Source organism: Methyloversatilis sp. NSM2 (genome assembly GCF_038066675.1).
Lineage (GTDB): Bacteria > Pseudomonadota > Gammaproteobacteria > Burkholderiales > Rhodocyclaceae > Methyloversatilis > Methyloversatilis discipulorum_A.
Map to the genome: position 1 here is coordinate 160,691 of NZ_JBBUKV010000001.1, position 26,886 is coordinate 187,576.

Consider the following 26,886-nt stretch of genomic DNA (forward strand, 5'->3'; position numbering starts at 1 on the left):
CGGCGCTTAAAGTCATTGGCACGATAGCTGCAATGGACTGCACATCATGCCGACACCTCTCGACCGACATCTCAACCTGCATCAAGCCGCCCTCGGCGTGCGTGCCGCGCGCCAGCAGCAGCTGGCGTCGAACATCGCCAACGCCGATACGCCGCACTACAAGGCGCGCGACATTGAGTTCCGGAGCGCGCTCGAAAGCGCGCTGGGCGGCAAGCTCGGCGGTCCGGTGGAACTGGCGCGTACCTCCAGCAAGCACATCGAAGCGAAGGGCGACGGTTCATTCGATCAGTCGATGAAGTACCGCACCGAAACGCAGTCCAGCGTCGATGGCAATACCGTCGATATGGACGTCGAGCGCGCGGCATTCGCCGAGAACTCGGTGCAGTACGAAGCGCTGCTTACCTTCATCAGTGGTCGCCTGCGCACGATGCAGCAGGCAATCCAGGGCCAGTAAGGAGGCTGAACCATGGCAGGAAACATGTTCAATGTGTTCGGGATTGCCGGCTCGGCGCTGACTGCGCAGTCGGTGCGACTGAATACGACGTCGAGCAATCTCGCCAACGCCGATTCGGTCACCACGGCCAACGGCCAGCCCTACCGCGCCAAGCAGGTGGTGTTCGAGATGAAGCCGATCGCCGACGGCAGCGAAGCCAGCGGTGTGCGCGTGACGCAGATCGTCGAGAGCGCGGCGCCGCTGCGCAGCACCTACGACCCGACCAACCCGGCGGCCAACGCCGACGGCTATGTGCAGATGCCCAACGTCAACGTGGTGGAGGAGATGGTGAACATGATCTCAGCCTCCCGCTCCTATCAGACCAACGCGGAAATGATGAATACCGCGAAGCAGCTGATGCTCAAGACCCTCACCATCGGACAGTAAGGACAACGCCATGGCCACCAATCCCGTCAATGGCAATTCTGCCGCCGACCTATACAGCTCGCTGAACACCACGCAGAAGCAGGCAACGTCCGAACTCGATGCGGCACAGAACCGCTTCCTGATGCTGCTTACCACGCAGCTGAGGATGCAGGATCCGCTCAGCCCGATGGACAACGCGCAGGTCACTTCGCAGCTGGCGCAGATCAGCACCGTCGATGGCATCACCAAGCTCAACAGCACGCTGGAAAAAATGATGGAGAGCACCAGCGATGCGCAGCACCTGCAGGCGACGGCGCTGGTCGGTCACGCCGTGCTGATCGAAGGTTCGGACCTGAAACTGGTCGAGGGGCAGTCGATGGGCGGGGTCGAGCTGACCACACCGGCCGACGACGTCGTCGTCACCATCAAGGGCGCTAACGGCGTGATCGTCCGCGAGATGGCGCTGGGCGATCAGGAAGCCGGCATCACGCAATTCGTCTGGGACGGCAAGGACAACTCTGGCACGGCAGTTGCTCAGGATGGCTCGTACTCCTTCTCCGTAAAAGCGGTGCAGGGGGGCAAGACGCTGACCAGCACGCCGCTCGAACTCGCGGTGGTCGGCAGCGTCGAGCGCACCGGCGGTGTCACCCGCCTGAATGTGGGCCAGCAAGGGCTGGTCACGATGAACGACATCAAGCAGATCTACTGATCGGGAGTTGAATCATGGCCTTCCAGCAAGGACTTTCCGGACTGAACATCGCCTCCAAGGCGCTCGACGCGATCAGCAACAACGTCGCGAACTCGACCACCGTGGGTTTCAAGCAGTCGCAGGCACAATTTGCCGACATCTACGCGACCACGCTGGGCGGCGGCGGTTCGGCCCAGATCGGTATCGGTGCAAGGGTGAATGGCGTTGCCCAGCAGTTCTCGCAGGGCAACATCACCGTCACCAGCAATCCGCTGGACATCGCCATCAACGGTGAGGGCTTCTTCCGGATGAGCGACAACGGCGACGTGCTCTACACGCGCAACGGTCAGTTCTCGGTCGACAAGCAGGGCTACATCGTCAATGGCTCCGGTTACCGGCTCACCGGCTACGGCACCGACGCCAACGACAACATCGTGGTGACGGCGCCGATCGATCTGCGCATCGACACCGCGCTGTCCGGCGCCGAGCCGACGTCGACCACGGCGGCGGACCTCGCGGTCAACCTCGATTCACGACTGTCGCCGCCGGTCACGGCGCCGTTCTCGACTGCCGACACATCGAGCTTCTCGTACTCCACCTCGATGACCACCTACGACTCGCTCGGCAATCCGCACGTGATGTCGATGTACTTCGTGAAGTCGGCCACGCCCAACGAGTGGGATCTCTACACCACACTGGACGGCGGCGCGCCGACGGCAGCGACCACCCTGACCTTCAATTCCAACGGCGGTCTGGTCGGCCCGTCCACGGTGGCCCAGTCCTTCGCCATCACGACTGGCGCCACCAGCCCGCTGACCTTCGATCTCAACCTCGGCAACTCGACCCAGTACGGCACCACGTTCAGCGTGAATGCCGTGGCGCAGGATGGCTACACCTCGGGCCGGCTGTCCGGCCTCAGCGTGTCGCCGGAAGGCATCATCCAGGGCCGCTATACCAACGGCCAGTCGCGCACGCTGGGTCAGGTCGTGCTCGCCTCGTTCCAGAACCCGGATGGCATGGTGCAGCTGGGCAGTAACGCCTGGGCGGAAACCTCCTTCTCCGGTCCGCCGGCCGTAGGTGAGCCCGGCACCGGCAATCGCGGCGGTCTGCAGCCGGGCGCGGTCGAGGATTCCAACGTCGATCTCACCGCAGAACTGGTGAACATGATTACGCAGCAGCGCGCCTATCAGGCGAACGCGCAGTCGATCAAGACGCAGGATCAGATCATGCAGACGCTGGTGAACCTGCGCTGACGCGCACTGAGGAGCTGCCATGGACCGCGTGATCTACACCGCGATGACCGGTGCGAAATGGACGATGGAGCGTCAGGCTTCGGTCGCCCACAATCTCGCCAATGCATCGACCACCGGCTATCGCGCGGAGGAGCATCGTCTGCGTGCCGTTCAGGTGCAGACCGAGGCGTTCGCGTCGCGCGCCTTCGTCATCGACGCCAGCGTCAAGAACGACTACACGCCGGGCGCGCTGCAGCAGACCGGGCGTTCGTACGACATGGCGATTCAGGGCAAGGGCTGGTTCACGCTGGCCATGCCCGACGGCACCGAGGCCTACACGCGCAACGGCCACTTCCAGATCAGTCCGACCGGCGTCCTGCAGAACCATGAGGGCATTCCTTTGCAGGGCGAGACCGGGCCGATCACCGTGCCGCCGGACACCGAGGTGACGCTGGGTGCCGACGGCACGCTGTCTGCCGTGCAGCGCACGGGCGGTGTGAACCAGGTCAATCCGATCGGCCGTCTGAAGCTGGTCGATCCGCCCGAGAACACACTCAAGCGCGGCGACGACGGCCTGTTCCGCTCGACTGCACCCGGACTGCAGCCGCAGGCACAGAACGTGCGTGTGGTCGGTGGCTACCTCGAAGGCAGCAATGTGAATGTGGTCGATCAGGTGGTGGCGATGATTTCGCTGGCCCGCCAGTTCGAGATGCAGACCAAGATGCTGCAGACCGCCGAACGCAACGACCAGGCTGCCTCGCAGGTTCTGGGCAACAACTGACAACCGGAGTAACCGACCATGATTCGCTCGCTGTGGATTGCCCGCACCGGCATGGATGCACATCAGACTCAGCTCGATGTCATCACCAACAACCTCGCGAACGTCAGTACCAACGGTTTCAAGCGTGCCCGCGCCGTGTTCGAGGACCTGCTGTACCAGACCATGCGACAGCCGGGCGCGCTGAACACGCAGCAGAACACCATTCCGTCGGGCCTGCAGATCGGTACCGGTGTGCGTCCGGTGGCGACCGAACGGATCCACACGCAAGGCAATATCCAGCAGACCGGCGGCACGCTGGACGTGGCCATCCAGGGCGAAGGCTTCTTTCAGATCCAGATGCCGGACGGCACGCTGTCTTATACCCGCGACGGCGCCTTCCAGAAGGACGCGCAGGGCGTCATGGTCACTTCGAGCGGCTTCCCGGTGCAGCCGCAGATCACCATTCCGGCCGATGCGGTGTCGGTCACCATCGGCCGTGATGGCGTGGTGAGCGTGCTGCAGGCTGGCCAGAACGCGCCGACCCAGATCGGCCAGCTGCAACTGGCGACCTTCGTGAATACCGGCGGCCTGCAGAGCGTCGGCGAGAACCTGTTCGTCGAAACCGCCTCCAGCGGCGTGCCGACGCCGAACACCCCGGGCACCAATGGTGCCGGCCTGCTCAACCAGGGCTTCGTCGAAACGTCGAACGTGAACGTGGTCGAGGAACTGGTGAACATGATCCAGACCCAGCGCGCCTACGAAATCAACTCGCGCGCCATCCAGACTTCGGACCAGATGCTGGCCCGACTGACCCAGCTGTAAGAGATCCGGCGGAGACCACCATGAATGCCCAACGCCTTCACCTTGCCGCCCGCTGCGCAGGTTTTGCCGTGGTGCTGGTCGTGGCGGCAATGCTTGCCGGCTGCGTCACGACGACGCCGCCGACCGCGGTGCATCAGCCGATGTCGGTGCGTCCGGAACCGCGTCCGCAGTATCAGACCAACGCCGGCGCGATCTTCCAGCCGGGCGCCGTGCGACCGCTGTTCGAGGATCGTCGCGCACGGATGGTCGGCGACACGCTGGTGATCAACCTGAGCGAGCGCACGCAGGCGGCGAAGAAGTCGTCGAGCTCGGCCGACCGCTCGCAGGACATCGAGGTCAGCGTACCGCGCATCGCCGGCGTGCCGCTCAAGGGCGCGCAGGGCATAGGCGTGCAGGCGAACAGCGAGAACGTGTTCGCCGGCAAGGGCGCGTCCTCGGCCGACAACAACTTCACTGGCACCATCACGGTCACCGTGATCGAGGTGCTGCCCAACGGCAACCTGCTGGTGTCCGGCGAAAAGAAGGTCGCGATCAACCAGGGCGACGAGTACATCCGCTTCTCCGGCGTCGTGAATCCGACCCAGGTGACCGCGGCGAACACGGTGCAGTCCACACAGGTGGCCGACGCGCGCATCGAGTACCGCGCCACCGGCTATATCGACGAGGCGCAGGTGATGGGCTGGCTGGGCCGCTTCTTCCTGAGCTTCCTGCCGCTGTGATGAGGAATCAGCCCTCTTTTCCGGCCATCGGGCTCCTGGTCGCCGGCGTATAAAAAGCACTGTACTGCCGCCCGGAAGGCGAACTGAAATGAAGCGCTTCATCACATTCCTCCTGCTTGCACTGCTGACCGCGATGCCGGTCAGCGCCGAGCGCATCAAGGACCTGGCGTCGCTGTCCGGCGTGCGCAACAACCAGCTTGTCGGCTACGGTCTGGTGGTCGGCCTCGACGGTTCGGGCGACCAGACGACGCAGACGCCATTCACCGTGCAGAGCGTGATCAACATGCTCGGCAATATGGGTGTGACTTTGCCGCCCGGGCAGAACCTGCAGTTGAAGAACGTCGCCGCGGTGATGGTGACCGCCAGCCTGCCCCCCTTCGCACGGCCCGGTCAGGCGATGGACGTGACGGTGTCGTCGATGGGCAACGCCAAGAGCCTGCGCGGCGGCACCCTCGTGATGACGCCGCTCAAGGGCGCGGACGGCCAGATCTACGGCATGGCCCAGGGCAATGTGGTGGTCGGCGGCGCTGGCGCCTCGGCCGGTGGCTCGTCCGTCACCATCAATCATCTGTCGGTCGGTCGCATCGCCGGTGGCGCCACGGTCGAACGTGCGGTGCCGACGGCCGTCGGCGAGGGCGATTTCATCAATCTCGAAACCCATACCTCCGATTTCGGCACCACGCAGCGCATGGTCGATGCGATCAACGGCAGCGCCGGCCCCGGCACCGCGGTGGCGGTCGACGCCCGGCGCATCCAGGTCCGCGCGCCGCTCGACCCGAACCAGCGCGTTGCTTTCATGAGCCGCATCGAGAATCTCGACGTCACGCCGGCGCAGCAGGCCGCCAAGGTGATCGTTAATTCGCGCACCGGTTCGGTGGTGATGAACCAGGCGGTCACGCTGGACAGCTGTGCGGTCGCACACGGCAACCTGTCGGTCACCGTCAGCTCCGAGCCGGTGATCAGCCAGCCGGCACCGCTGTCCGGCGGGCAGACCGTGGTGGCCGAACGCAACCAGATCGACATCCAGCAGGAAGGCAGCGCGCTGATCAATGTGAAGAAGGGCGCCAACCTGTCTGAAGTCGTCCGAGCGCTGAACGCGCTGGGCGCCAATCCGCAGGATCTCATCATCATCCTGCAGGCGATGAAGGCGGCCGGTGCGTTGCGCGCCGAACTGGAAGTGATCTGATGGAGAACGCCGCGCTCAACACGCTGGCCGCCGACGTGCGCGGCCTCGACGTGCTGCGCCGCGCGGCGCGCGACAACTCGCCCGAGGCGCTGAAGGCCGCGGCCAAGCAGTTCGAGGCGATGTTCCTGCAGGTGGTGATCAAGTCGATGCGCGAGGCCTCGCACGGCGACGAGCTGTTCGGCGGGCAGGAAAGCAAGATGTACCAGGACATGCTGGACCAGCAATGGGCCCAGGTCATGACCGAAGGCGGCGGTACCGGTCTGGCGCGCGTGCTCGAACGGCAGCTGTCGGCCAATGCGAACAGTGCCGATACCTCGGTGAAGCCCGAACTGAAGCCGCTGTCCGAAGCCGGGCTGTTCCAGGGCCTGCCGCGGATGCCGGCGGCGGCAAGCTCTGCCGCCCTGCGGCAGAGTCTGCAGCCGGGCGAGGCAGCCGCTGCCGCCGATCTCGAAGCGGCATTGGCCGAACTTGCGCCGGTCAGGACGCGCGATGTGCCGGAGCACGCACGCGCCTTCGTCGAGCGGGTGTGGCCGGCCGCGCTGTCGGCCAGTCGCGCGACGGGCATTCCGGCGCAGTTCCTGGTTGCCCAGGCCGCGCTCGAAACCGGCTGGGGCCGGGCCGAACTGACGTCGGCTGACGGTAAGCCGAGCCACAACCTTTTCAACATCAAGGCCGGCAGCAGCTGGCAGGGGCAGACCGTCACCGTTTCGGCCAGCGAGTTCATCGACGGCCGCTGGACCAAACAGACGGATGCCTTCCGCAGTTACGGCTCCTACGAAGAGAGCTTCGCCGACTACGCCCGTCTGTTGCAGAACCAGCCGCGCTACGCCCGCGTGCTCGGTGCGCAGGACGCCGGCAGTTTCGCCCGTGGCCTGCAGCAGGCGGGTTACGCCACCGACCCGGCCTACGCCGACAAGCTCGAACGCATCATTAAGGGGCCGCTGCTGCGCGCTGCCTTGTCCGGCTGAGCCTGCGGGCAGGGCGGCAGAGCCGGCTCGTGTTTCACGGCAGCAGTTCCAGACAGCGCGCGCGGATCAGGCTGGCCTGTCGGGCCGCTCCCGCATCCAGAAGCGCCTTCTCGCAGGCCAGCAACGCGCGGCGCACGCCCGCTTCGTCGGTAGCGTCGCGCAACAGCGGTTTCAGCGCGTCGGTCTGTCCGCGCAAGGCGCGCTCCACGCTTTCGATCAGGTAGAGGCGGGCCAGCGCCAGCGACTTCCGCCCGGCTGAGGCGACTTGCGCCGGTCGCTCGATGTCGAGCAGTCCGAGTTCGATCAGCCTGCTCAACGCGGCCGCCGCCTCCATGTCGCCGCTGGCCGCGCGGCCGAGAGCGGCAAGCAGGCCGGCAAAATCCTGCCGCCCGTCGGCGACGATCAGCACTGCGCGTTCGAGAGGTGTCAGCCGGTGCGCCCGCCGGACCACCTCGGCCCGTCCGGCCGATGTCTTGAAAGCCACGTCCGTGGCCGATATGCGATGAGCGGGGGTGACCATCCCCGACATTGTTCCAGCCCAGTGTGACGCCCATAAAACGGAGCTGGCAAAGCTCTTGCTTTGATGTGTCCCAAGCACTCTGACGAGACGGCACATCATGGGAACGCAGCTCTACAGCATCGGCATCTCCGGACTGAATGCGGCACAGGCCGCACTGGTCACGACCGGTCACAACATTTCGAATGCGGCGACCACCGGGTATACCCGGCAGGAAGTCATCTTCGGTACCAACGATCCGCAGCAGACCGGTGCCGGCTTCTTCGGCCAGGGCGCACGGATCGAGACCGTGCGCCGCATCTACAGCCAGTTCCTGACGGCCCAGGTGATGGAGGCGCGGACACAGAGCGCCGAGTACAACGCCTACGCCGACCAGATCGGCGCGCTCGACAACCTGCTTGCCGACACCGACGCGGGCATGTCGCCCGCGATGTCCGGCTTCTTCGACGCACTGCAGAGCGTGACCGCCTCACCCACGTCGCTCGCCGCCCGGCAGTCGGTCATTTCGGCCGCACAGGCCATGACCGCGCGCTTCAACGCGCTCGATCTGCGGCTGGACGAGGTCCGTACCGGTCTCAACGGCGAAATCTCGGGCACCGTCGAGGAAATCAATCAGCTCGCCACGCAGATCGCCCGCTACAACAACCAGATTGCCGTGGCGGAGGCGAGCACCGGTCCGACCCGTCTGGCCAACGACATGCTCGACATGCGCGAGCGGCTGATCAGCCAGCTGAATGACCTGGTACGGGTGACCCAACTGCAGCAGAGCGACGGTTCGATCAACCTGTTCATCGGCAACGGTCAGCCCGTGGTCGTTGGTGGCAGCGCCTTCCTGCTGACCGCCGGACCGTCGGTCGAGGACGCCAGCCGCACCGAAGTCACCTACACGGCGCCCGGCGGCACCGTGCTGCGCATGCAGGAGTCCTCGCTCAGCGGCGGCAAGCTCGGTGGCCTGCTGGCCTTCCGCCGCGAAACGCTGGACGAGGCGCAGAACGCACTCGGCCGCGTCGCCATCGGCATGGCGGAGCAGTTCAACGCGCAACACCTGCTCGGCCAGGACCTGAACGGGGCGCTGGGAACAGCCTTCTTCAATACGCTGTCGGGCAGCGCGCTGCCGGCGAGCACCAACGACACAGTCGCGGCGGCTCAGGTCAACGTGACGATCAACGACTCGTCTGAACTGACCACCAGCGACTATCGCCTGCGCTACGACGGCGCCAACTACACGCTCACCCGCCTGTCCGACAACGTGAGCTGGACTGCGGCGACGCTGGGCGGTCTGCCGCCTGCCGGCAGCCCGCAGGGCTTCACGCTGGATTCGGGCGCGACCACCCTGGCCGCCGGCGACAGCTTCCTGATCCAGCCGACGCGCAATGGCGCCTCGGACATCCGCACGCTGCTGTCGGACCCGCGCATGCTGGCAGTGGCGATGCCGATCAGCACCGCGGCCAGCCTGACCAACGCCGGCACCGGCGCCATCAGTGCCGGTACCGTCACCTCGACCACCGGCCTGCCGCTGGGCGGCCCGATCACGCTGACCTTTGACGCCGCGACCAACCAGTTCAACGTGACCGGCGGGCCGGGCGGCACCATCGCCTACAACCCGGCCACCGATTCCGCCGGCGCAAGCTTCACCTTCGCCGGCCAGGGCGGCTTCACCTTCCAGCTGTCGGGGATTCCGCGCGACGGTGACACCTTCACCATACAGGCCAATGCCAGCGGTCAGGGCGACAACCGCAACCTGCTGGCGCTGGCCGCGCTGCAGGACGCGGACACGCTGGCCGGCGGAACCACCGGCTTCCAGGGTGCCTACGCGCAGATGGTTGCCGAGATCGGTTCGCAGGCACGCGAAATCCAGGTGAACCAGAAAGCACAGGACGTGCTGCTGTCGCGTGTCACCGAGTCGCAGCAGTCACTGTCGGGCGTCAATCTCGATGAAGAAGCGGCCAATCTGCTCCGTTATCAACAGGCATACCAGGCGTCCGGCAAGATGATTGAAATCGCCAGTCGGCTGTTCGACACCGTGCTGCAACTGGGCGGCTGAGGAGAGTTGTAATGCGCGTTTCCACCAACACCATCTACGAAACCGGCACCTCGGGCCTCGTGCGTCAGAGCGGCGACCTGTTCAGGCTGCAGCAGCAGTTGTCCACCGGCCGCCGCGTGCTGGCGCCCTCCGACGATCCGGTGGCGTCCGCTCGGGCGCTCGAAGTCGAGCAATCGAAGTCGATGAACGACCAGTTCGCGGTGAACCGCCGCGACGCCAGCAGCGCGCTCGGCTTCGCCGAATCGCAGATCGCCACCGCTGGCGACATCCTGGCAACCATCCGCGAGCGCCTGATCCAGTCACGCAGCGCGACGCTGGCCGATTCCGACCGCAAGGCGATTGCTACCGACATCCGCGCGATGTTCTCCGAAATGATGGGCATCGCGAATTCGCGCGACGCGTTCGGCGACTATCTTTTCAGCGGCTACAAGAGCACGACCCAGCCTTTCTCCGGCAGTGTCGAGGCAGGTGTGAGCTACGCCGGCGACGACGGTCAGCGCGAAGCACAGGTGGGCAGCAATCGCCGCCTGGCGATCAGCGATTCCGGCGCCAACGTGTTCATGCGCGTGCCCTCGGGCAACGGCAACTTCTCGCTGACGCCTGATCCGGCAAACCGCGGCACCGCGGTGCTCGACGCCGGCAGTGTCACTGACATGAGCGCATGGAACGATCCGGCCAATTCGGGCGACTTCGAGGTCGTGTTCGCGGTGTCCGGCGGCGTGACCACCTACGACATCATCGACAACGCGAGCGGCAATTCGCTGCTGACCGGTGCCGCGCCCGGCGGCGCGCCGCTGCCGCGTACCTTCCTGCCGGGCGACGTGATCAACTTGCGCTCGAACGGCGGTTCCGAGCCGCCCTTCAACTTCGGCGCACGCTTCTCGATGACCGGCGCCCCCGCCGATGGCGATCGCGTGTCGATGCAGATCAGCACGTCGCAGAGCGTGTTCGAAACCATCGGTGACGTGATTCTCGCGCTCGAACAGCCGGCCTCCGGCGACGCGAACGCGCTGGCCAAGGTGAGCAATGCGATCGGCTCGGCCATTTCCAACATCGATCGGTCGACCGACAACCTGCTGACCACGCGAGCGCGCATCGGCGCTCGCAGCTCCGAGCTGGCGGCGCTCGATTCGCTGGGTGAAGAGGTGAATCTGCAGTTCGAGTCCTCGCTGTCCAACCTGCGCGACCTGAACTACACCGAGGCACTGAGCAAGCTCACGCAGCAGCAGGCATATCTGCAGGCGGCCCAGCAGTCCTTCCTGAAGGTGTCCGGCCTGTCGCTGTTCAACTTCATCGGAGCCTGATCATGACGGCACGCCTGTCCGCAGCCTTGCTTGCCGCCATGCTGGCGGCGGCCTGTTCGTCGCTCGATCGCTCGCTGCCGAGTGCGACCAGTTCCGTCATTCCGGACACCAAGCTGCGCTTGACGCCGGGCTACACGACGACGCCGGAAAAGCTCATCTACTTCGCCGGCGCTGCCTATCTCGCCTACGTCGTGCTCGATCCGATGGCGCCGAACTGGACCATCGAGGAGGCGCAGCTGTCCGAGGATACCTACTACCTCGGCATGAAGAAGATGCGTACGCGGCCGGGCGGCGAGGGTGAGGCGCGCATGGTGTTCCGCCGGCGTGCCGAGCAGCTGGCGCGCGCCGGCGGCTATGCCGGCTACGACATCGTCAGCTACAGCGAGGGCATTCAGTCCGAACTGGTCGCGCAGCGCGTCGGCGAAGGGGTGATTCAGCTGCGCCACGGCACGCGCTGAATCGCCGCCGGCCGCGCTGCCGGCTGCGGTACACTTCGCCCGATGCCGCTCCCCTACTGGCGACTGTCCGCCTATTACCTCTTCTACTTCGCCTTCGTCGGCGCTTTTTCCCCTTACTTCGGGCTCTACCTGTCCTCGATCGGCTTCTCCGCCGCCGACATCGCCATCGTCATGTCGCTGATGCAGGTGATGCGCATCGTCGCACCCGGCATGTGGGGCTGGCTGGCGGATCGCATCGGCGCGCGCACACCCATCATCCGTGGTGCAGGTGCGGCGAGTCTGGCCGGTTTCCTCATCTTCTTCAGCACCGAACAGTTCGTCGGCGTGTTCGTCGCGATGGCGCTGATGTCCTTCTTCTGGAGCGCGTCGCTGCCGCTGGTCGAGGCGCTGACGCTGGAGCATCTGAAATCCAAGGTGGCGCGCTACGGCGCGATCCGGGTCTGGGGCTCGATCGGCTTCGTCATCACCGTGCTGGCGCTGGGCGAAATGCTGGACCGCACCGGCCTGCGTGCCGTGCTGTGGGCCTGCAGCCTGATACTGGGCGGCATCTGCCTGTTCGCCTTCAGCCTGCCGGAGGCGCCGGAACACGCCGACCGTCCGCGCGCCACCGAGGGCCTGCGCGACATCCTGCGTCGCCGCCCGGTGGCGGGTCTGTTCGGCGCCGCCTTCTTCATGAGCTGCGCGCACGGCGCGCTCTACGTCTTCTACTCGATCCATCTGGACGAGCATGGCTACAGCAAGAGCCTGATCGGCGCGCTGTGGACGCTGGGCGTGCTGGCCGAGATCGCCGTCTTCCTGTGGATGCCCTCGCTGATGCGCCGCTTCACGCTGCGCGCCATGCTGCTGGCGGCACTGGCCGCCGCCGTGCTGCGCTTTGCGATGATAGGTTGGCTGGTCGACTCTCTTCCCTGGCTGCTGGCGGCCCAGCTGCTGCATGGTCTGACCTTCGGCGCCTTCCACGCCAGTTCGGTGGCGGCGCTGAACCAGTGGTTCGACGCCCGCCAGCAGGGGCGGGCGCAGGCGCTCTACGGCAGCGTGTCCTTCGGCGCCGGCGGCATGGTCGGCGGGCTGATCAGTGGCTGGATGTGGGCGCCGCTCGGCGGCGGCTGGGCCTTCGTGCTCAGTTCGGTGTTCGCGCTGGCTGGATGTCTGCTGCTGGCGCGCATGTGGCCGCCGGGTGAAGTGGTCCGCAGCGGCTGATCGCTGCCGGCTGGATGCTGCGCCGCAAGGTTATAATCCCCGGTTTCGCTGATCAGCCGGAATCGTTGCAATGGCGCAAACGCTTTACGACAAGCTGTGGTCCAGTCACGTGGTGCATACCGAGGATGACGGTACCGCACTGCTCTACATCGACCGTCACCTGGTACATGAAGTCACCAGCCCGCAGGCCTTCGAAGGTCTGCGACTGGCCAATCGCAAGCCCTGGCGCGTGGATTCCATCGTCGCCACCGCCGACCACAATGTGCCGACCGATCGCTCGGAGCAGGGCATTGCCGACCCGATTTCGCGTGCCCAGGTCGAAACGCTGGACGACAACATCCGCGCCTTCGGCGCCTTGGCCTATTTCCCCTTCCGTGACAAGCGCCAGGGCATCGTGCATGTGATCGGCCCGGAGAACGGCGCCACGCTGCCCGGAATGACCGTCGTCTGCGGCGATTCGCATACCTCGACTCACGGCGCCTTCGGCTGCCTGGCGCACGGCATCGGCACCTCCGAAGTCGAGCACGTCATGGCGACGCAGTGCCTGCTGCAGAAGAAGTCGAAGTCCATGCTCATCCGCGTCGAAGGCGAACTGGGCAAGGGCGTCAGCGCCAAGGACATCGCGCTTTACTTCATCGGCGTCATCGGCACGGCCGGTGGCACCGGCTACGCGATCGAATTCGGTGGTTCGGCCATCCGCGGTCTGTCGATGGAAGGTCGCATGACGCTGTGCAATATGGCGATCGAGGGCGGTGCCCGCGCCGGCATGGTGGCGGTCGACGACATCACGATCGACTACCTGCGCGGTCGGCCGTTCTCACCGCGCGCCGAACAGTGGGACCGCGCGGTGGAGTACTGGCGCACGCTGAAGTCGGACGAGGGCGCGCAGTTCGACCGCGTGGTCGATATCGACGCGCGCAAGATCCTGCCGCAGGTGACCTGGGGCACTTCGCCCGAAATGGTGACCGACGTGCGCGGCCAGGTGCCGGCCCCCGAGGATTTCGCCGATCCGGTCAAGCGTGAGGGCGTGGCCCGTGCGCTGCAGTACATGGGCCTCACGCCGCGTACGCCGATAGCCCAGATCCGCATCGACAAGGTGTTCATCGGCTCCTGTACCAATTCGCGCATCGAGGATCTGCGCGCCGCAGCGCGCGTGGTCGAGGGCCGCTGCGTGGCCGACAACGTGAAGCTGGCGCTGGTGGTGCCGGGTTCCGGTCTGGTCAAGGCGCAGGCCGAGGCGGAAGGGCTGGACAAGGTGTTCAAGGCGGCCGGTTTCGAATGGCGCGAGCCGGGCTGTTCGATGTGCCTGGCGATGAATGCCGACCGGCTGGAGCCGGGCGAGCGTTGCGCGTCGACCTCGAACCGCAATTTCGAAGGCCGCCAGGGTGCCGGCGGGCGCACCCATCTGGTCAGCCCGCAGATGGCGGCGGCTGCGGCGATCGCCGGTCGTTTCGCCGACGTCCGTGAAATTGTCTGAATGACTGTCTGATCGAGGAAAAGCAGAACATGAAGCTGATTGCCGTGATCCTGAGCGCGATGACCCTGATGCTGGCCGGCTGCAACACCGTCGAAGGCATCGGCAAGGACATCAAGAAGGGTGGCGAGGCCATCGAGAAGTCCGCGAAGTAAGCGGCGAACCAAGGACAGTCATGAAAGCATTCACCGTACTTGACGGCCTGGTCGCGCCGCTGGACCGCGCCAACGTCGATACCGACGCCATCATTCCGAAGCAGTACCTGAAGTCGATCAAGCGTTCGGGCTTCGGCCCGACGCTGTTCGACGAATGGCGCTATCTCGACGTCGGCCAGCCGGGTCAGGACCACTCGAAGCGTCCGCTGAATCCGGACTTCGTACTGAACCAGCCGCGCTTCCAGGGTGCCAGCGTGCTGCTGGTGCGCGAGAACTTCGGCTGCGGTTCGTCGCGCGAGCACGCGCCGTGGGCGATCGAGGACTACGGCTTCCGCGCCATCATCGGCACCACCTTCGCCGACATCTTCTACAGCAACTGCTTCAAGAACGGCCTGCTGCCCATCCGCCTGCCGGAGAAGGAAGTCGAACAGCTGTTCCTGCAGTGCGCCGGCACGCCGGGCTACCGCCTGCACATCGACCTCGACAAGCAGGTGGTGGTGCGCCCGGACGGCCACGCCATCAAGTTCGACGTCGATGCCTTCCGCAAGTACTGCCTGATCAACGGTTTCGATGACATCGGCCTGACCCTGCGCCAGGCCGACAAGATCCGCGAGTTCGAAGCGCGTCGCCGCATCGAACAGCCCTGGCTGTTTGCCTGACCCCTACTGGAGCAATCCGTGAAAGTCTGTGTTCTCGCCGGCGACGGCATCGGTCCCGAAATCACCGCCGAAGCGCTGCGCGTGCTGGAGGCCCTGCGCAGTGACGGCCTGAAGATCGAATTCGAGCACGCGCTGCTCGGCGGCGGTGCGGTTGACGCCACCGGCGACCCCTATCCGGAAGCCACCTCGAAGCTGGCACGCGAAGCCGACGCCATCCTGCTCGGTGCAGTCGGCGGCCCGAAGTGGGACGCGCTTCCGCGCGAACAGCGCCCGGAGCGCGGTCTGCTGCGCATCCGCGCCGAACTGGGCGTGTTCGCCAACCTGCGTCCGGCCATCCTCTACCCGGAACTGGCCAATGCCTCGTCGCTGAAGCCGGAAATCGTGTCCGGCCTCGACATCCTGATCGTGCGCGAACTGACCGGCGACATCTATTTCGGCCAGCCGCGCGGCATCGAGGTGCGCAACACCCAGTGGGGCGAGCAGCGCGTGGGCTGGAACACCATGATCTACGCTGAAGAGGAGATCCGTCGCATCGGCCGTGTCGCCTTCGAGGCCGCCCGCAAGCGTGGCAAGAAGCTCTGCTCGGTCGACAAGATGAACGTGCTCGAGTGCACCCAGCTGTGGCGCGAGGTCATCACCGATATGGCCAAGGACTATCCGGACGTCGAGCTGAGCCACATGCTGGTCGACAACGCCGCGATGCAGCTGGTGAAGGCGCCCAAGCAGTTCGACGTGGTGGTGACCGGAAACATGTTCGGCGACATCCTGTCGGACGAAGCCTCGATGCTCACCGGCTCGATCGGCATGCTGCCCTCGGCCTCGCTGGACGCCAACAACAAGGGTCTGTACGAGCCCAGCCACGGCTCGGCGCCGGACATCGCCGGCAAGGGCGTGGCCAACCCGCTGGCCACCATCCTGTCGGCGGCGATGATGCTGCGCTACAGCTTCGGCAACGAAGCCGCGGCCGTGCGCATCGAGAGTGCGGTACGCAAGGTGCTGGCCCAGGGCTACCGCACCGGCGACATCTTCGAACCGGGCACGACCCGGGTCGGAACGAAGCAGATGGGCGACGCGGTACTCGCGGCCCTGTAACGGACGGACAAGGAAACGGACATGTTGAAGCTCGGTATGGTGGGTTGGCGCGGCATGGTGGGCTCGGTGCTCATGCAGCGCATGCGCGAGGAAAACGATTTCGCACTGGTCGAACCGGTGTTCTTCACGACCTCCAGCGTCGGCGCCGCCGGCCCGGACGTGGGGCAGGGCAGCGCGCCGCTGCTGGATGCGACCGACGTCGCCCAGCTGGCGAAGATGGACGCCATCATCACCTGCCAGGGCGGCGACTACACCAACGAGGTGTATCCGAAGCTGCGCGCCGCCGGCTGGAAGGGCTACTGGATTGACGCAGCCTCCGCTCTGCGCATGAAGGACGACGCCATCATCATCCTCGACCCGGTCAACATGGGCGTGATCAAGGACGGTCTGGCGCGCGGCGTGAAGGATTACATCGGCGGCAACTGCACGGTCAGCCTGATGCTGATGGGCGTCGGCGCGCTGTTCTCGGCCGGTCTGGTCGAGTGGATGAGCGCCATGACCTACCAGGCGGCGTCGGGCGCGGGTGCGCAGAACATGCGCGAACTGCTGAGCCAGATGGGCACCTTGCACAACGTAGCGGCACCGATGCTGAAGGACAACGCGTCGGCCATTCTCGATATCGATCGCGCGGTGACCGACAGCCTGCGCAGCGCGGACTTCCCGAAGGCGAACTTCGGTGTTCCGCTGGCCGGCTCGCTGATCCCCTATATCGACAAGGAACTGGACAGCGGCCAGAGCAAGGAAGAGTGGAAGGGCCAGGCCGAAACCAACAAGATCCTCGGCCGCAGCGGCGCCGAGCTGACGCCGATCGACGGCATCTGTGTCCGTGTTGGCGCGATGCGCTGCCATTCGCAGGCGCTCACCATCAAGTTGAAGCGCAATGTGCCGTTGGACGAGATCGAAAGCATGATCCGCGAAGCCAACGCCTGGGTGAAGTTCGTGCCCAACCATCGCGAGGACAGCATGCGCGACCTGACGCCGGCAGCGGTCAGCGGTTCGCTGACCATTCCGGTCGGTCGCGTACGCAAGCTCAACATGGGGCCGGACTATCTCGGTGCCTTCACCTGCGGCGACCAGCTGCTGTGGGGGGCGGCGGAACCGCTGCGCCGCATGCTGCGTATCCTGGTCGAAGCCTGATGTAGCACCCGACACGCTGCTTCACCGCAAGCAGCGTGTCGTAACAGACAGTTTCGCAACATAAAGCGACTGTTTAGCTTGCAGGGCTAAGACCATGATGTTATTTTGAGATTTGGGTTTTAGCGCGCGAGGAAAACGCGGTGCGTCATAGCGATAAAAAACATTCGATCCGCCTGCTGACCGCGCTGCTGTCGGCGTTGCCGCTGTCCGTCGGGGCAGCCGGTCTCGGCAAACTCACCGTCCAGTCTGCAATCGGCCAGCCGCTGCGCGCCGAAGTCGAACTCGCCGCCACCGCAGACGAACTTTCCTCGATGTCCGCCAAACTCGCCTCGCCGAGCGCCTTCAAGCAGGCCGGCGTCGAGTTTGCGTCCAGCCTCGCCGGTGTCAGGATCGCCGTCGACAAGCGCGGCAGCCGGCCGGTGCTGGTGGTGACCAGCGACCGCGTGGTCAACGAGCCCTACCTCGACATGCTGATCGAGTTGAACTGGGCTTTCGGTCGGCTCGTCCGCGAATACACCTTCCTGCTCGATCCGGCCGACATGCCGCGCCCGGCGCCGGTCGAACCGGTGGCCGTACCGGGCAGCAGCGCTCCACGGGCGGTTGCTGCCGCGCCGGCCGCTGCACCGGCTCGCGCACCGGCGGCGGACGGCACGTATGAAGTGCGCCGTGGCGACACGCTGCGCCGTATCGCCACCGAAAACGCACCGGCCGGCGTCAGTCTCGACCAGATGCTGGTAGCGCTGGTGCGCGCCAATCCGGACGCATTCGACGGCGGCAACATGAACCGCCTGCGCGCTGGCCGCATTCTCAGCATTCCCGATCAGTCGGCCGCCGAAGCCGTGTCGCCGCAGGAGGCGCGCAGCATCGTTGCCGCCCAGACCGCCGATTTCGCAGCCTACCGCGCCCGCCTGGCCGGCAGCGTCGCGACCCCGTCGTCGGCCGCCGATGCCGGTGGCCGCAGTTCCGGCGGCAAGATCGAGGCGCGTGTCGAAGACAAGGCGCCGGCCGCTGCTGCCGCCTCCGACCAGGTCCGGGTGTCGAAGTCCGCTGCCGACACCGGCAAGATCAGCGCGCTCGAAGAGGAAGTGATCGCCAAGGATCGTGCGCTGAAGGACGCCAACAGCCGTCTGGCCGACCTCGAGCGCAACGTTCGTGAATTGCAGAAGATGGTGGAGCTGAAGAGCACGCCGATGGCCGAAGCGCAGCAGAAGGCAGCGACGCCGCCTGCGGCAGCGCCCGCACCGGCACCCGCACCTGCGCCGGCACCGAAGGCCGAAGAGAAGCCGGTGCCCGACCTGATTGCCGGCGCCGACAGCAAGAAGCCGGAAGCTCCCGCTGAGAAGGCGGAGGACAAGCCGGTGCCCGACCTGATCGCGCTGGCGGACGAGAAGCCCGCCACCGAGGCGCCGAAGACCGAGCCTGCTCCGACCCCGGCCCCCGCTGCCGAGGCGCCGAAGGAAACGCCGGCCGCACCGCCGGCGGCGACCGACCAAGAACCGGAAGCGGCGATCGAGGAACCGGGCTTGCTGTCCGATCCGGGTACGCTCGCCGGCCTGGGTGGCATTCTCGTGCTGCTGCTCGGCTATCTCGGCTACCGCAAGTACAAGGCCAAGGCGCCCGCGCCCGATGTGTCGCCGCCGTCGACCACGGCCGGCATGGAAGCGGTGCCAGCGTCGACCTCCATCATCGGCGCGACCGGCGGTGGCCAGAGCGTCGATACCAGCGCCAGCTCCATCCAGACCGATTTCAGCCAGTCGTCGCTGTCGTCGATCGATGCCGATGAGGGCGTCGACCCGGTTGCCGAGGCCGACGTCTACATGGCCTATGGCCGCGATGCGCAGGCCGAGGAAATCCTGCTCGAAGCGCTGAAGAGCGAGCCCAGCCGGCACGCCATTCATCTGAAGCTGCTCGAGATCTATGCGCAGCGCAAGTCTGTGAAGCAGTTTGAAACGCTGGCCACCGAGCTGTACGCGCAGACCGGCGGCAAGGGCGCCGACTGGGAGAAAGCCGCGCAGATGGGTCGTGCGGTCGATCCGACGAATCCGCTCTATGGCGGTTCGCCGGAAGCCGAGCAGGCCAGCGATGCACAGGCGGCGATGGCCGCCACGGTGGTCGTCGCCGGTGCCGACAAGATGCGTGACACCTGGACTTTGCCGGGCGACATCGGCCAGCTGGTGTCGGGCGACGCGCCGGACGAAAATCAGGCAACCGTAGCGCTGGATGCGCCGCCGGTGCTGACCGATCTCGATGTCGACGTGCCGGCATCGCCGGCCGATGCCGGCCTCGACTTCGATCTCGATGTGCCGCCGGCGGAGCCGGCAGCGCCGCCGCCGACCGTCGGCGTGGCGACCACGCTGACCAAGCCGGGCGAGGAATCCGAAGGCGAATCGTCGCTGGACTTCGATCTCGGCCTCGACTTCACGTCCGACAAGCCGGAAGGCGAAGACGTGAGCACGCTGGTGCTGGAGAAGAACGTCGCCGACACCGCAGAGACGCTGGCCCAGCAGGATGCGCCCGCCTTCGATCTCGATCTGTCCCTGCCGAGCGAACCGGCGGCAGAGGGGAGTGAGGACGCTGCAGCGGTGGTCGATCTCGAACGCACCGACATCGGCAACCTGATCGATTTCAACTTCGACGCGGCCGACGCGCCGGTTCCGGCGCAGCCTGCCGAGCCGGTGATCGACCTGTCGGACATCAATCTCGACCTCGGCTCCGACCCCTCTACGCTCGCGACCGACGTGGTGGGCGATGCCGGCAAGGCCTTGGCCGAAGCGGCGCCGCCGGCCGACGAGCTGCCGCCGTCGGCGGTGTCGACGGTGATCAATCCGGAAGACATGCTGGGCGGCGAGGAGCCGCCGCAGACCGCGGCCGAGGAAGCGGAAACCAAGCTAGAACTGGCACGCGCCTACGAAGAGATGGGCGACAAGGAAGGTGCGCGTGAATTGCTGCAGGAGGTCGTGCGTGAAGGCACGGCCGAACAGCAGGCGCAGGCCAACGACATGCTCGGCCGTCTCGCCTGATCCGGACGGCCGGGCCGGGACGCGCTGCGTTCCGCCGGCCTTTCGTCGCGGAAAGCCGGCCTCGCGCCGGCTTTTTCATCTCACGCACGTATGGCGTCGCTCACGCTGATGCGCAGCCGCCGCCGGGCGCGGTATGCTCGGCGCCCTCTCTTCATTGGCGGTGTCCATGCAAAGGCCTCCGATGCCGCTGCGCGTTCCGGCGGCGAAGTTCCTGTCGCTGCACGGTGCCACGCTGCTCGCCATCTGGCTGGTGTGGCTGCTGGCCGGGCAGGGCACCGCATCGCCCCGTCACGGGATCTGGGTGACGTGCAGCCTGCTCGCCGCGAGCCTGCTCGCGCCGCGCCGCGCACTCCATCTGCTTCGTCGCCTGCGCTGGCTCTTCATCGCCATCGCCGTCACCTTTTCGCTCGGTACGCCCGGGCGTCTGCTGATCGACGACTTCACCGCCGGGCCGACCATCGAAGGTCTTCGCGCCGCTGCGCTGGCCGCGCTGCATCTCGCGGCAATGGCCGCCTGCGTGGCCGTGCTGCTCGAACGCATGACGCTGCCGCAACTGGCCGGTGCGATGCACCGGCTGCTGCATCCGCTGTCGTCCGAACGCCCGGGGCCGGACACCTTCGCGCTGCGCCTGCAACTGGTGCTGCGCGACCTGGAACAGCCGCCAGCGCGCGGCGCCTGGCGCAGCTGGCTGCGCCCGCCGGAGGCCGAACAGGCGCCGCTGCCGGTCGAGCCCTGTGCGCCGCTGCGTGCTGCGGACGCGCTGGCCATTGCGCTGGCGCTGGCTGTCTGCGTCACCTGGGTGAAGCTGGGGTGAGCCGATGAGGATTGCACTCGGGGTCGAGTACGACGGCTCGGGCTTTCGCGGCTGGCAGTCGCAGTCGGTCGGGCCGACCGTGCAGGACGCGCTGGAAGCGGCGCTCGGTGCCATCGCCGCCCACCCGGTGCGTGTGCAGGCCTCCGGCCGCACCGATACCGGCGTGCATGCGACGGCCCAGGTCGTGCATTTCGATGCCGCTGTCGAGCGGCCGGAAACGGCGTGGGTACGCGGCTGCAACGCGCTGCTGCCAAAGGGCGTCGCGGTGCGATGGGCGCAGCCGGTGGCCGACGATTTCAACGCGCGTTTTTCGGCGCATGCACGCAGCTACCGCTACTGTCTCTACAACAGCCCGGTGCGGCCGGCGATCGCCGCCTCGCTGGCTGGCTGGTTCCACCGCCCGCTGGACGCGGCGCGCATGGCCGAGGCCGCGATTGCGCTGGTCGGCGAGCACGACTTTTCCGCCTTCCGCTCGTCCGAATGCCAGGCGAAGAGCCCGGTGCGCACGATGACGGCACTCGATGTCCGGCGCCGCGGTGACTGGATCACCTTCGATCTGAGCGCCAATGCCTTCCTCCACCACATGGTGCGCAACATCGTCGGTGCGCTGGTCGAGATCGGCTGCGGCCGGCGCGAACCGGACTGGATGCCGTCATTGCTGGCGCAACGCGACCGCCGGCTGGCCGCGCCGACCTTTGCCGCCGCCGGCCTCTATCTGGTCGGTGTCGGCTACGATGCGCATTGGGGTCTGCCGGCAGACGGCCTGTTCCGCCTGCCGCCGGTCGGCCCGACTGACTGAATCAACGGGAAATCAACGTGCGCAGGACTCGCATCAAGGTGTGCGGCTTCACCCGCGAAGCCGATCTGGACGGCGCGCTGGCGCTGGGCGTGGACGCCGTCGGCTTCGTGCTCTACCCGCCGAGCCCGCGCGCGGTGACGGTCGCGCGGGCGGCCGAACTGGCGCGCCGTGTGCCGCCGTTCGTCGCCCGCGTAGGCCTGTTCGTCAATGAAGATGCTGCCGCGGTCGAGCGGGCGGCTCGCGAGGCCGCACTCGATCTGCTGCAGTTCCATGGTGACGAAAGCGCTGAATATTGCGAACGCTTCGGCCTGCCTTACATCAAAGCAGTCCGGGTGAGGCCGGAAACGGATTTGCTAGAATGCGCAGACCGTTTCCGCGGCGCGCGGGCATTGCTGCTCGACGCCTGGTCGGAAGCATGGGGCGGTTCGGGAAAGCGCTTTGACTGGAGCCTCATCCCGCCGTCGCTGCCGATGCCACTCATCCTGTCCGGCGGTCTCGATCCGGACAACGTGGCCGAGGCAGTGCGCAACATCCGGCCGGCAGCGGTCGATGTGAGCAGTGGCGTGGAATCGGCCAAGGGCATCAAGGACGTCGCCAGAGTGGCGGCGTTCATATCAGGAGTGGAGCATGGGGAAGCAAGATCTGCCGGCTGAGGTATCTGCCTCGGCCTACAACTATCCGGACGCTCTGGGTCATTTCGGTCCTTACGGTGGCGTGTTCGTCGCCGAAACCCTGATCGCCGCGCTCGACGAACTGCGCGTCGAGTACGACAAGCTGAAAGACGATCCGGCCTTCCGCGCCGAGTACGAATACGAGCTGAAGCACTACGTCGGACGCCCGAGCCCGGTCTATCACGCCCGCCGCCTGTCCGATCATTGCGGCGGCGCGCAGATCTACCTCAAGCGCGAAGACCTGAACCACACCGGCGCGCACAAGATCAACAACGTGATCGGCCAGGCCATGGTGGCCAAGCACATGGGCAAGCCGCGCGTGATCGCCGAAACCGGTGCCGGTCAGCACGGCGTCGCCACCGCGACCATCGCCGCCCGCCTGGGCATGGAGTGCGTGGTCTACATGGGCAGCGAGGACGTGAAGCGTCAGGCCGCCAACGTCTATCGCATGAAGCTGCTGGGCGCCACCGTGGTGCCGGTCGAATGCGGCTCGAAGACGCTGAAGGACGCGCTGAACGAGGCGATGCGCGACTGGGTCACCAATGTCGCCAACACCTTCTACATCATCGGCACGGTCGCCGGCCCGCATCCCTACCCGATGATGGTGCGCGACTTCCAGAAGATCATCGGCGAAGAGTGCCTGTGGCAGATGCCGGAAATGATCCAGCGTCAGCCGGACGCCGTGATCGCCTGCGTTGGTGGCGGCTCCAACGCGATGGGCATCTTCTATCCCTACATTCCCTATCCGGACGTGCGCCTGATCGGCGTCGAGGCCGGCGGCCACGGTCTGGCCAGCGGCCAGCACTCGGCCTCGCTCACCGCCGGTCGCCCGGGCGTGCTGCACGGCAACCGCACCTATCTGTTGCAGGACGAGAACGGCCAGATCATCGAAACGCATTCGGTGTCGGCCGGTCTGGATTACCCCGGTGTGGGTCCCGAGCACGCATGGCTGAAGGACACCGGCCGCGCCGAGTACGTCACCATCAACGACGACGAGGCGCTCGAAGCCTTCCATCGCATGTGCCGCACCGAAGGCATCATTCCGGCGCTGGAGTCGTCGCACGCGATCGCCTACTCGATGAAGCTTGCCGCCACGATGCCGAAGGATGCCGCCCTCCTGGTGAACCTGTCCGGTCGTGGCGACAAGGACATGCACACCGTGGCCGAGAAATCCGGCATCAAGTTCTGACGCGTTCCCGATCAACCTGTTGCCGGTCGGGGCGCGCAAGCGGTCCGGCCGGCGGTTTCAATACATGTCCCGAATCGCTTCCACCCTGTCCGCACTCGAATCGGCCGGCCGCAAGGCGCTGATTCCCTTCATCACCGCGGGTGATCCCGATCCTTCGCTAACCGTGCCGCTGATGCACACGCTGGTCGATGCCGGCGCCGACATCATCGAGCTCGGCGTGCCGTTTTCCGACCCGATGGCGGACGGCCCGACCATCCAGCGCTCTTCCGAGCGCGCGCTGCTGAAGAAGGTGTCGCTGCGCAACGTGATCGCGGCGGTGGCCGAGTTCCGCACCACCAACGCAAGTACGCCGGTGGTGCTGATGGGTTATGCGAACCCGATCGAGGCGATGGGTGTGGACGCCTTTGCCGAGGCGGCTGCGAAAGCGGGTGCCGACGGCGTGCTGGTGGTCGACTATCCGCCCGAGGAGTCGCACGACTTTGCCGCCAAGATACGTGCGCTGGGTCTGGACGTCATCTTCCTGGTTGCGCCGACATCGACCGAGAAGCGCATCCAGGCGGTGGGCGAGATCGGCAGCGGCTACATCTATTACGTGTCGCTGAAGGGCGTGACCGGCGCCGGTCACATCGACGTGAGCGAGGTCGCGAAGCGCATTCCGGCCATCCGCAAGTCGGTCGGCATGCCGGTGGGCGTGGGCTTCGGCATCCGCGACGGCGCGTCGGCAAAGGCTCTCTCGGCGGTGGCGGACGGTGTGGTCATCGGCAGCCGCATCATCGAGGAAATCGAAGGCAGCCCGGCGGACCAGGTTCTGCCGCGCGTCAAGGCGCTGGTGGGCAGCATCCGCCAGGCGATGGACAGCCAGGAGGTCACGGCATGAGCTGGTTGCAGAAACTTCTCCCCCCGAAGATCAACCGCAGCGAGGCCGCCGGCCGCAAGTCGGTGCCCGAGGGGCTGTGGTCGAAATGCCCGGCCTGTGAGGCCGTGCTGTACACCGCCGATCTGGCCGCCAACCAGAACGTCTGCCCGAAGTGCAATCACCACTCGCGCATGCGCGCGCGGGCACGTCTCGACGGCCTGCTCGACCGCGAAGGCAGGTTCGAGATCGGCAACGAGGTGATGCCGGTCGATCCGCTGAAGTTCCGCGACAGCAAGCGCTACGCCGACCGCCTGAACGCGGCGGCCGACGACACCGGCGAGGGTGATGCGCTGGTCGTCATGCAGGGCGCCATCAAGACGGTGCCGGTGGTCGTGGCGTGTTTCGAATTCGAATTCCTCGGCGGCTCGATGGGTTCCGTCGTCGGCGAGCGCTTCGTGCGCGGCGTGCGTCTGGCGGTCGAGCAGCGTCTGCCCTTCGTCTGCATCGCCGCCAGCGGCGGTGCGCGCATGCAGGAAGGCCTGTTCTCGCTGATGCAGATGGCCAAGACCACGGCCGCGCTGACCCAGCTGTCGCAGAACCGCCTGCCTTTCATTTCGGTGCTGACCGATCCGACCATGGGCGGTGTGTCCGCCAGCTTCGCCTTCATGGGCGACGTGGTGATCGCCGAGCCGGGCGCACTGATCGGCTTCGCCGGCCCGCGCGTGATCGAGCAGACGGTACGCGAGAAGCTGCCGGAAGGTTTCCAGCGCGCCGAGTTTCTGCTGGAGAAGGGCGCCGTCGACATGATCGTCGACCGCCGCGAGATGCCGGACCGCATCGCCGGGCTGCTGGCGGCACTGCAGCGCATGCCAGCGCTGGCGAGCTGAGCCGGCTTCGCCTAATATCCGCGTCCGCCCAGATTTCGGCCTGCCCAGCCCATTCATGTATTCGACCCTGCCCGAGTGGCTGCAGCATCTCGAAAGCCTGCACCCGAAGGTGATCCAGCTCGGACTGGATCGCGTGCTCAGCGTCAAGAAGGCGCTCGGCGTGGTGCAAAAGGTGCCGGTGTTCATCGTCGGTGGCACCAATGGCAAGGGTTCGACCTGCGCCATGCTGGAGCGCATCCTGCGCTGCGCTGGCTACCGCGTCGGCACCTATACCTCGCCGCACCTGCTGGCTTACAACGAGCGCGTGCGCATCAACGGTGAACCGGCCAGTGACGAAGCGCTTTGTCAGGGCTTCGCTGAAGTCGAGCGGGCGCGTGGCGACATCGCGCTGACCTATTTCGAGTTCGGCACGCTGGGCGCCTGGCAGGTGTTCGAGCGCGCCAATCTCGACGCCATCGTATTGGAAGTCGGTCTCGGCGGCCGGCTCGACGCGGTCAATGCCTTCGACGCCGACTGCGCCATCGTCACCAGCGTCGATCTGGACCACATGGAATACCTCGGCGATACGCGCGAACTGATCGGCCGCGAAAAGGCGGGCATCTTCCGCGCCGGTCGCCCGGCCATCGTCGGCGACCCGGTGCCGCCGCAGACCGTGATCGACTACGCCGAATCCATCGGCGCCGTGCTGAAGATTTCCGGCCGTGACTTCGGTTTTGGCGGTGACCGGCAGCAATGGGGCTACTGGCGGCGCGACCCCGACCGCCTGGTCAAGCGCGGCGGTCTGGGCTATCCGGCGCTGCGCGGCGCCAACCAGCTGCTGAACGCGTCGGCCGTCATCACGGCGCTCGATTCGATGTCGGACCGGCTGCCGGTCACCGTCGGCGACATCCGCCTCGGCCTGGCGACCGTCGAACTGCCCGGTCGCTTCCAGGTCATGCCCGGACGGCCGGCGGTCATCTTCGACGTCGCGCACAACCCGCACGCCGCGTCGGTGCTGAACGAGAACCTGTCCAGCATGGGTTTCTACCCGGAAACCTGGGCGGTGATGGGCATGTTGCGCGACAAGGACATCGCCGGCGTGCTCGACCGCCTGAAGGGGCGCATCGACCACTGGATGCTGTGCGATCTGGGCGGCCCGCGCGGTACTCCGGCCTCGGACATCGCCGCGATGATCGCGGAACGCGGCATCGCCGGCTCGGTCGATTGCTTTGCGTCGCCGGTCGAGGCCTGGCAGGCGACCCGGGAGCGCGTGGGGGGCGATGATAGAATCGTGGTTTTCGGATCCTTCCTGACCGTGGCCGAAGTGATGCGCGAGTACGCGCAGTCGCCGCGGCCGCCGCTGCCGGACGCCGCCACACCGCCCGCCAAGGGCTGAT

The 26,886-nt window shown here is 66.3% G+C and carries 27 protein-coding genes; 26 read left to right on the forward strand and 1 reads right to left on the reverse strand.

Annotated elements, in window-relative coordinates:
• Positions 1-46 precede the first annotated feature (46 nt).
• From flgB to flgJ, 9 genes are all read left to right on the forward strand, one after another.
• The gene (gene flgB, locus WJU27_RS00740; protein ID WP_020165453.1) at positions 47-454 is read left to right on the forward strand and encodes a flagellar basal body rod protein FlgB; all 408 of its coding nucleotides are present in this window, start codon (positions 47-49) and stop codon (positions 452-454) included.
• Positions 455-478: 24 nt separating this feature from the next.
• On the forward strand, positions 479-880 hold the full coding sequence (gene flgC, locus WJU27_RS00745; RefSeq protein WP_020165452.1) for a flagellar basal body rod protein FlgC: 402 nt from the start codon (positions 479-481) through the stop codon (positions 878-880).
• A gap of 10 nt (positions 881-890) precedes the next feature.
• Positions 891-1,568 carry a flagellar hook assembly protein FlgD gene (locus tag WJU27_RS00750; protein ID WP_019917302.1) on the forward strand — a complete coding sequence of 226 codons (678 nt, stop codon included), beginning with the start codon at positions 891-893 and terminating at the stop codon, positions 1,566-1,568.
• Between the two features lie 14 nt (positions 1,569-1,582).
• Positions 1,583-2,800, forward strand: coding sequence for a flagellar hook protein FlgE (flgE, locus tag WJU27_RS00755; RefSeq protein WP_341420833.1), 1,218 nt, complete (start codon positions 1,583-1,585; stop codon positions 2,798-2,800).
• A gap of 19 nt (positions 2,801-2,819) precedes the next feature.
• Complete coding sequence (gene flgF / locus WJU27_RS00760) at positions 2,820-3,560, forward strand: flagellar basal-body rod protein FlgF (protein ID WP_304010490.1); 741 nt, start codon at positions 2,820-2,822, stop codon at positions 3,558-3,560.
• Positions 3,561-3,578: 18 nt separating this feature from the next.
• Positions 3,579-4,361, forward strand: coding sequence for a flagellar basal-body rod protein FlgG (gene flgG / locus WJU27_RS00765; protein ID WP_024300873.1), 783 nt, complete (start codon positions 3,579-3,581; stop codon positions 4,359-4,361).
• A 20-nt stretch (positions 4,362-4,381) separates the two neighbouring features.
• Positions 4,382-5,080, forward strand: coding sequence for a flagellar basal body L-ring protein FlgH (locus tag WJU27_RS00770; protein WP_020165448.1), 699 nt, complete (start codon positions 4,382-4,384; stop codon positions 5,078-5,080).
• Positions 5,081-5,168: 88 nt separating this feature from the next.
• On the forward strand, positions 5,169-6,266 hold the full coding sequence (locus tag WJU27_RS00775; RefSeq protein WP_341420834.1) for a flagellar basal body P-ring protein FlgI: 1,098 nt from the start codon (positions 5,169-5,171) through the stop codon (positions 6,264-6,266).
• Complete coding sequence (flgJ, locus tag WJU27_RS00780; protein ID WP_341420835.1) at positions 6,266-7,234, forward strand: flagellar assembly peptidoglycan hydrolase FlgJ; 969 nt, start codon at positions 6,266-6,268, stop codon at positions 7,232-7,234. The genes WJU27_RS00775 and flgJ overlap by 1 nt, the downstream gene beginning before the upstream one ends.
• 34 nt (positions 7,235-7,268) lie before the next feature.
• Here flgJ and WJU27_RS00785 read toward each other — a convergent pair whose 3' ends face one another.
• On the reverse strand, positions 7,269-7,643 hold the full coding sequence (locus WJU27_RS00785; RefSeq protein WP_341420836.1) for a hypothetical protein: 375 nt from the start codon (positions 7,641-7,643) through the stop codon (positions 7,269-7,271).
• A 208-nt stretch (positions 7,644-7,851) separates the two neighbouring features.
• Between WJU27_RS00785 and flgK the strand changes: the two genes are divergently transcribed.
• The 17 genes from flgK (at position 7,852) to folC (ending at position 26,885) form a co-directional block, all read left to right on the forward strand.
• Entirely contained in the window at positions 7,852-9,795 is a 1,944-nt protein-coding gene (flgK, locus tag WJU27_RS00790) for a flagellar hook-associated protein FlgK (protein WP_341420837.1), read from the forward strand.
• An 11-nt stretch (positions 9,796-9,806) separates the two neighbouring features.
• Positions 9,807-11,099 (forward strand): flagellar hook-associated protein FlgL, encoded by a 1,293-nt coding sequence (gene flgL / locus WJU27_RS00795; protein WP_020165443.1) that lies wholly within the window; start codon positions 9,807-9,809, stop codon positions 11,097-11,099.
• A 2-nt stretch (positions 11,100-11,101) separates the two neighbouring features.
• Positions 11,102-11,557, forward strand: coding sequence for a hypothetical protein (locus tag WJU27_RS00800; protein ID WP_341420838.1), 456 nt, complete (start codon positions 11,102-11,104; stop codon positions 11,555-11,557).
• A gap of 42 nt (positions 11,558-11,599) precedes the next feature.
• The gene (locus WJU27_RS00805) at positions 11,600-12,757 is read left to right on the forward strand and encodes an MFS transporter (protein WP_296812772.1); all 1,158 of its coding nucleotides are present in this window, start codon (positions 11,600-11,602) and stop codon (positions 12,755-12,757) included.
• A gap of 70 nt (positions 12,758-12,827) precedes the next feature.
• On the forward strand, positions 12,828-14,234 hold the full coding sequence (gene leuC / locus WJU27_RS00810) for a 3-isopropylmalate dehydratase large subunit (RefSeq protein ID WP_341420839.1): 1,407 nt from the start codon (positions 12,828-12,830) through the stop codon (positions 14,232-14,234).
• A 29-nt stretch (positions 14,235-14,263) separates the two neighbouring features.
• The gene (locus tag WJU27_RS00815; protein ID WP_019917319.1) at positions 14,264-14,386 is read left to right on the forward strand and encodes an entericidin A/B family lipoprotein; all 123 of its coding nucleotides are present in this window, start codon (positions 14,264-14,266) and stop codon (positions 14,384-14,386) included.
• A 20-nt stretch (positions 14,387-14,406) separates the two neighbouring features.
• Positions 14,407-15,045, forward strand: a complete 639-nt coding sequence (gene leuD / locus WJU27_RS00820) for a 3-isopropylmalate dehydratase small subunit (RefSeq protein WP_020165439.1) — start codon at positions 14,407-14,409, stop codon at positions 15,043-15,045.
• 18 nt (positions 15,046-15,063) lie between these two features.
• Positions 15,064-16,137 (forward strand): 3-isopropylmalate dehydrogenase, encoded by a 1,074-nt coding sequence (leuB, locus tag WJU27_RS00825; protein ID WP_341420840.1) that lies wholly within the window; start codon positions 15,064-15,066, stop codon positions 16,135-16,137.
• A gap of 21 nt (positions 16,138-16,158) precedes the next feature.
• Positions 16,159-17,274 (forward strand): aspartate-semialdehyde dehydrogenase, encoded by a 1,116-nt coding sequence (asd, locus tag WJU27_RS00830; RefSeq protein WP_020165437.1) that lies wholly within the window; start codon positions 16,159-16,161, stop codon positions 17,272-17,274.
• Positions 17,275-17,414: 140 nt separating this feature from the next.
• Complete coding sequence (locus WJU27_RS00835) at positions 17,415-20,294, forward strand: FimV/HubP family polar landmark protein (RefSeq protein WP_341420841.1); 2,880 nt, start codon at positions 17,415-17,417, stop codon at positions 20,292-20,294.
• A gap of 181 nt (positions 20,295-20,475) precedes the next feature.
• The gene (locus tag WJU27_RS00840; protein WP_341420842.1) at positions 20,476-21,108 is read left to right on the forward strand and encodes a hypothetical protein; all 633 of its coding nucleotides are present in this window, start codon (positions 20,476-20,478) and stop codon (positions 21,106-21,108) included.
• 4 nt (positions 21,109-21,112) lie between these two features.
• Positions 21,113-21,907, forward strand: a complete 795-nt coding sequence (gene truA, locus WJU27_RS00845) for a tRNA pseudouridine(38-40) synthase TruA (protein WP_341420843.1) — start codon at positions 21,113-21,115, stop codon at positions 21,905-21,907.
• 38 nt (positions 21,908-21,945) lie between these two features.
• Complete coding sequence (locus WJU27_RS00850) at positions 21,946-22,560, forward strand: phosphoribosylanthranilate isomerase (RefSeq protein WP_341420844.1); 615 nt, start codon at positions 21,946-21,948, stop codon at positions 22,558-22,560.
• Complete coding sequence (gene trpB, locus WJU27_RS00855) at positions 22,535-23,767, forward strand: tryptophan synthase subunit beta (RefSeq protein ID WP_341420845.1); 1,233 nt, start codon at positions 22,535-22,537, stop codon at positions 23,765-23,767. The genes WJU27_RS00850 and trpB overlap by 26 nt, the downstream gene beginning before the upstream one ends.
• A 64-nt stretch (positions 23,768-23,831) precedes the next feature.
• The gene (gene trpA, locus WJU27_RS00860) at positions 23,832-24,644 is read left to right on the forward strand and encodes a tryptophan synthase subunit alpha (protein ID WP_304002176.1); all 813 of its coding nucleotides are present in this window, start codon (positions 23,832-23,834) and stop codon (positions 24,642-24,644) included.
• Positions 24,641-25,510: an acetyl-CoA carboxylase, carboxyltransferase subunit beta gene (accD, locus tag WJU27_RS00865; protein WP_020165430.1), complete on the forward strand. Its 870-nt coding sequence runs from the start codon at positions 24,641-24,643 to the stop codon at positions 25,508-25,510. Before trpA ends, accD begins: the two co-directional genes overlap by 4 nt.
• Before the next feature lie 55 nt (positions 25,511-25,565).
• Entirely contained in the window at positions 25,566-26,885 is a 1,320-nt protein-coding gene (gene folC, locus WJU27_RS00870; RefSeq protein WP_341420847.1) for a bifunctional tetrahydrofolate synthase/dihydrofolate synthase, read from the forward strand.
• Position 26,886: the final 1 nt, after the last annotated feature.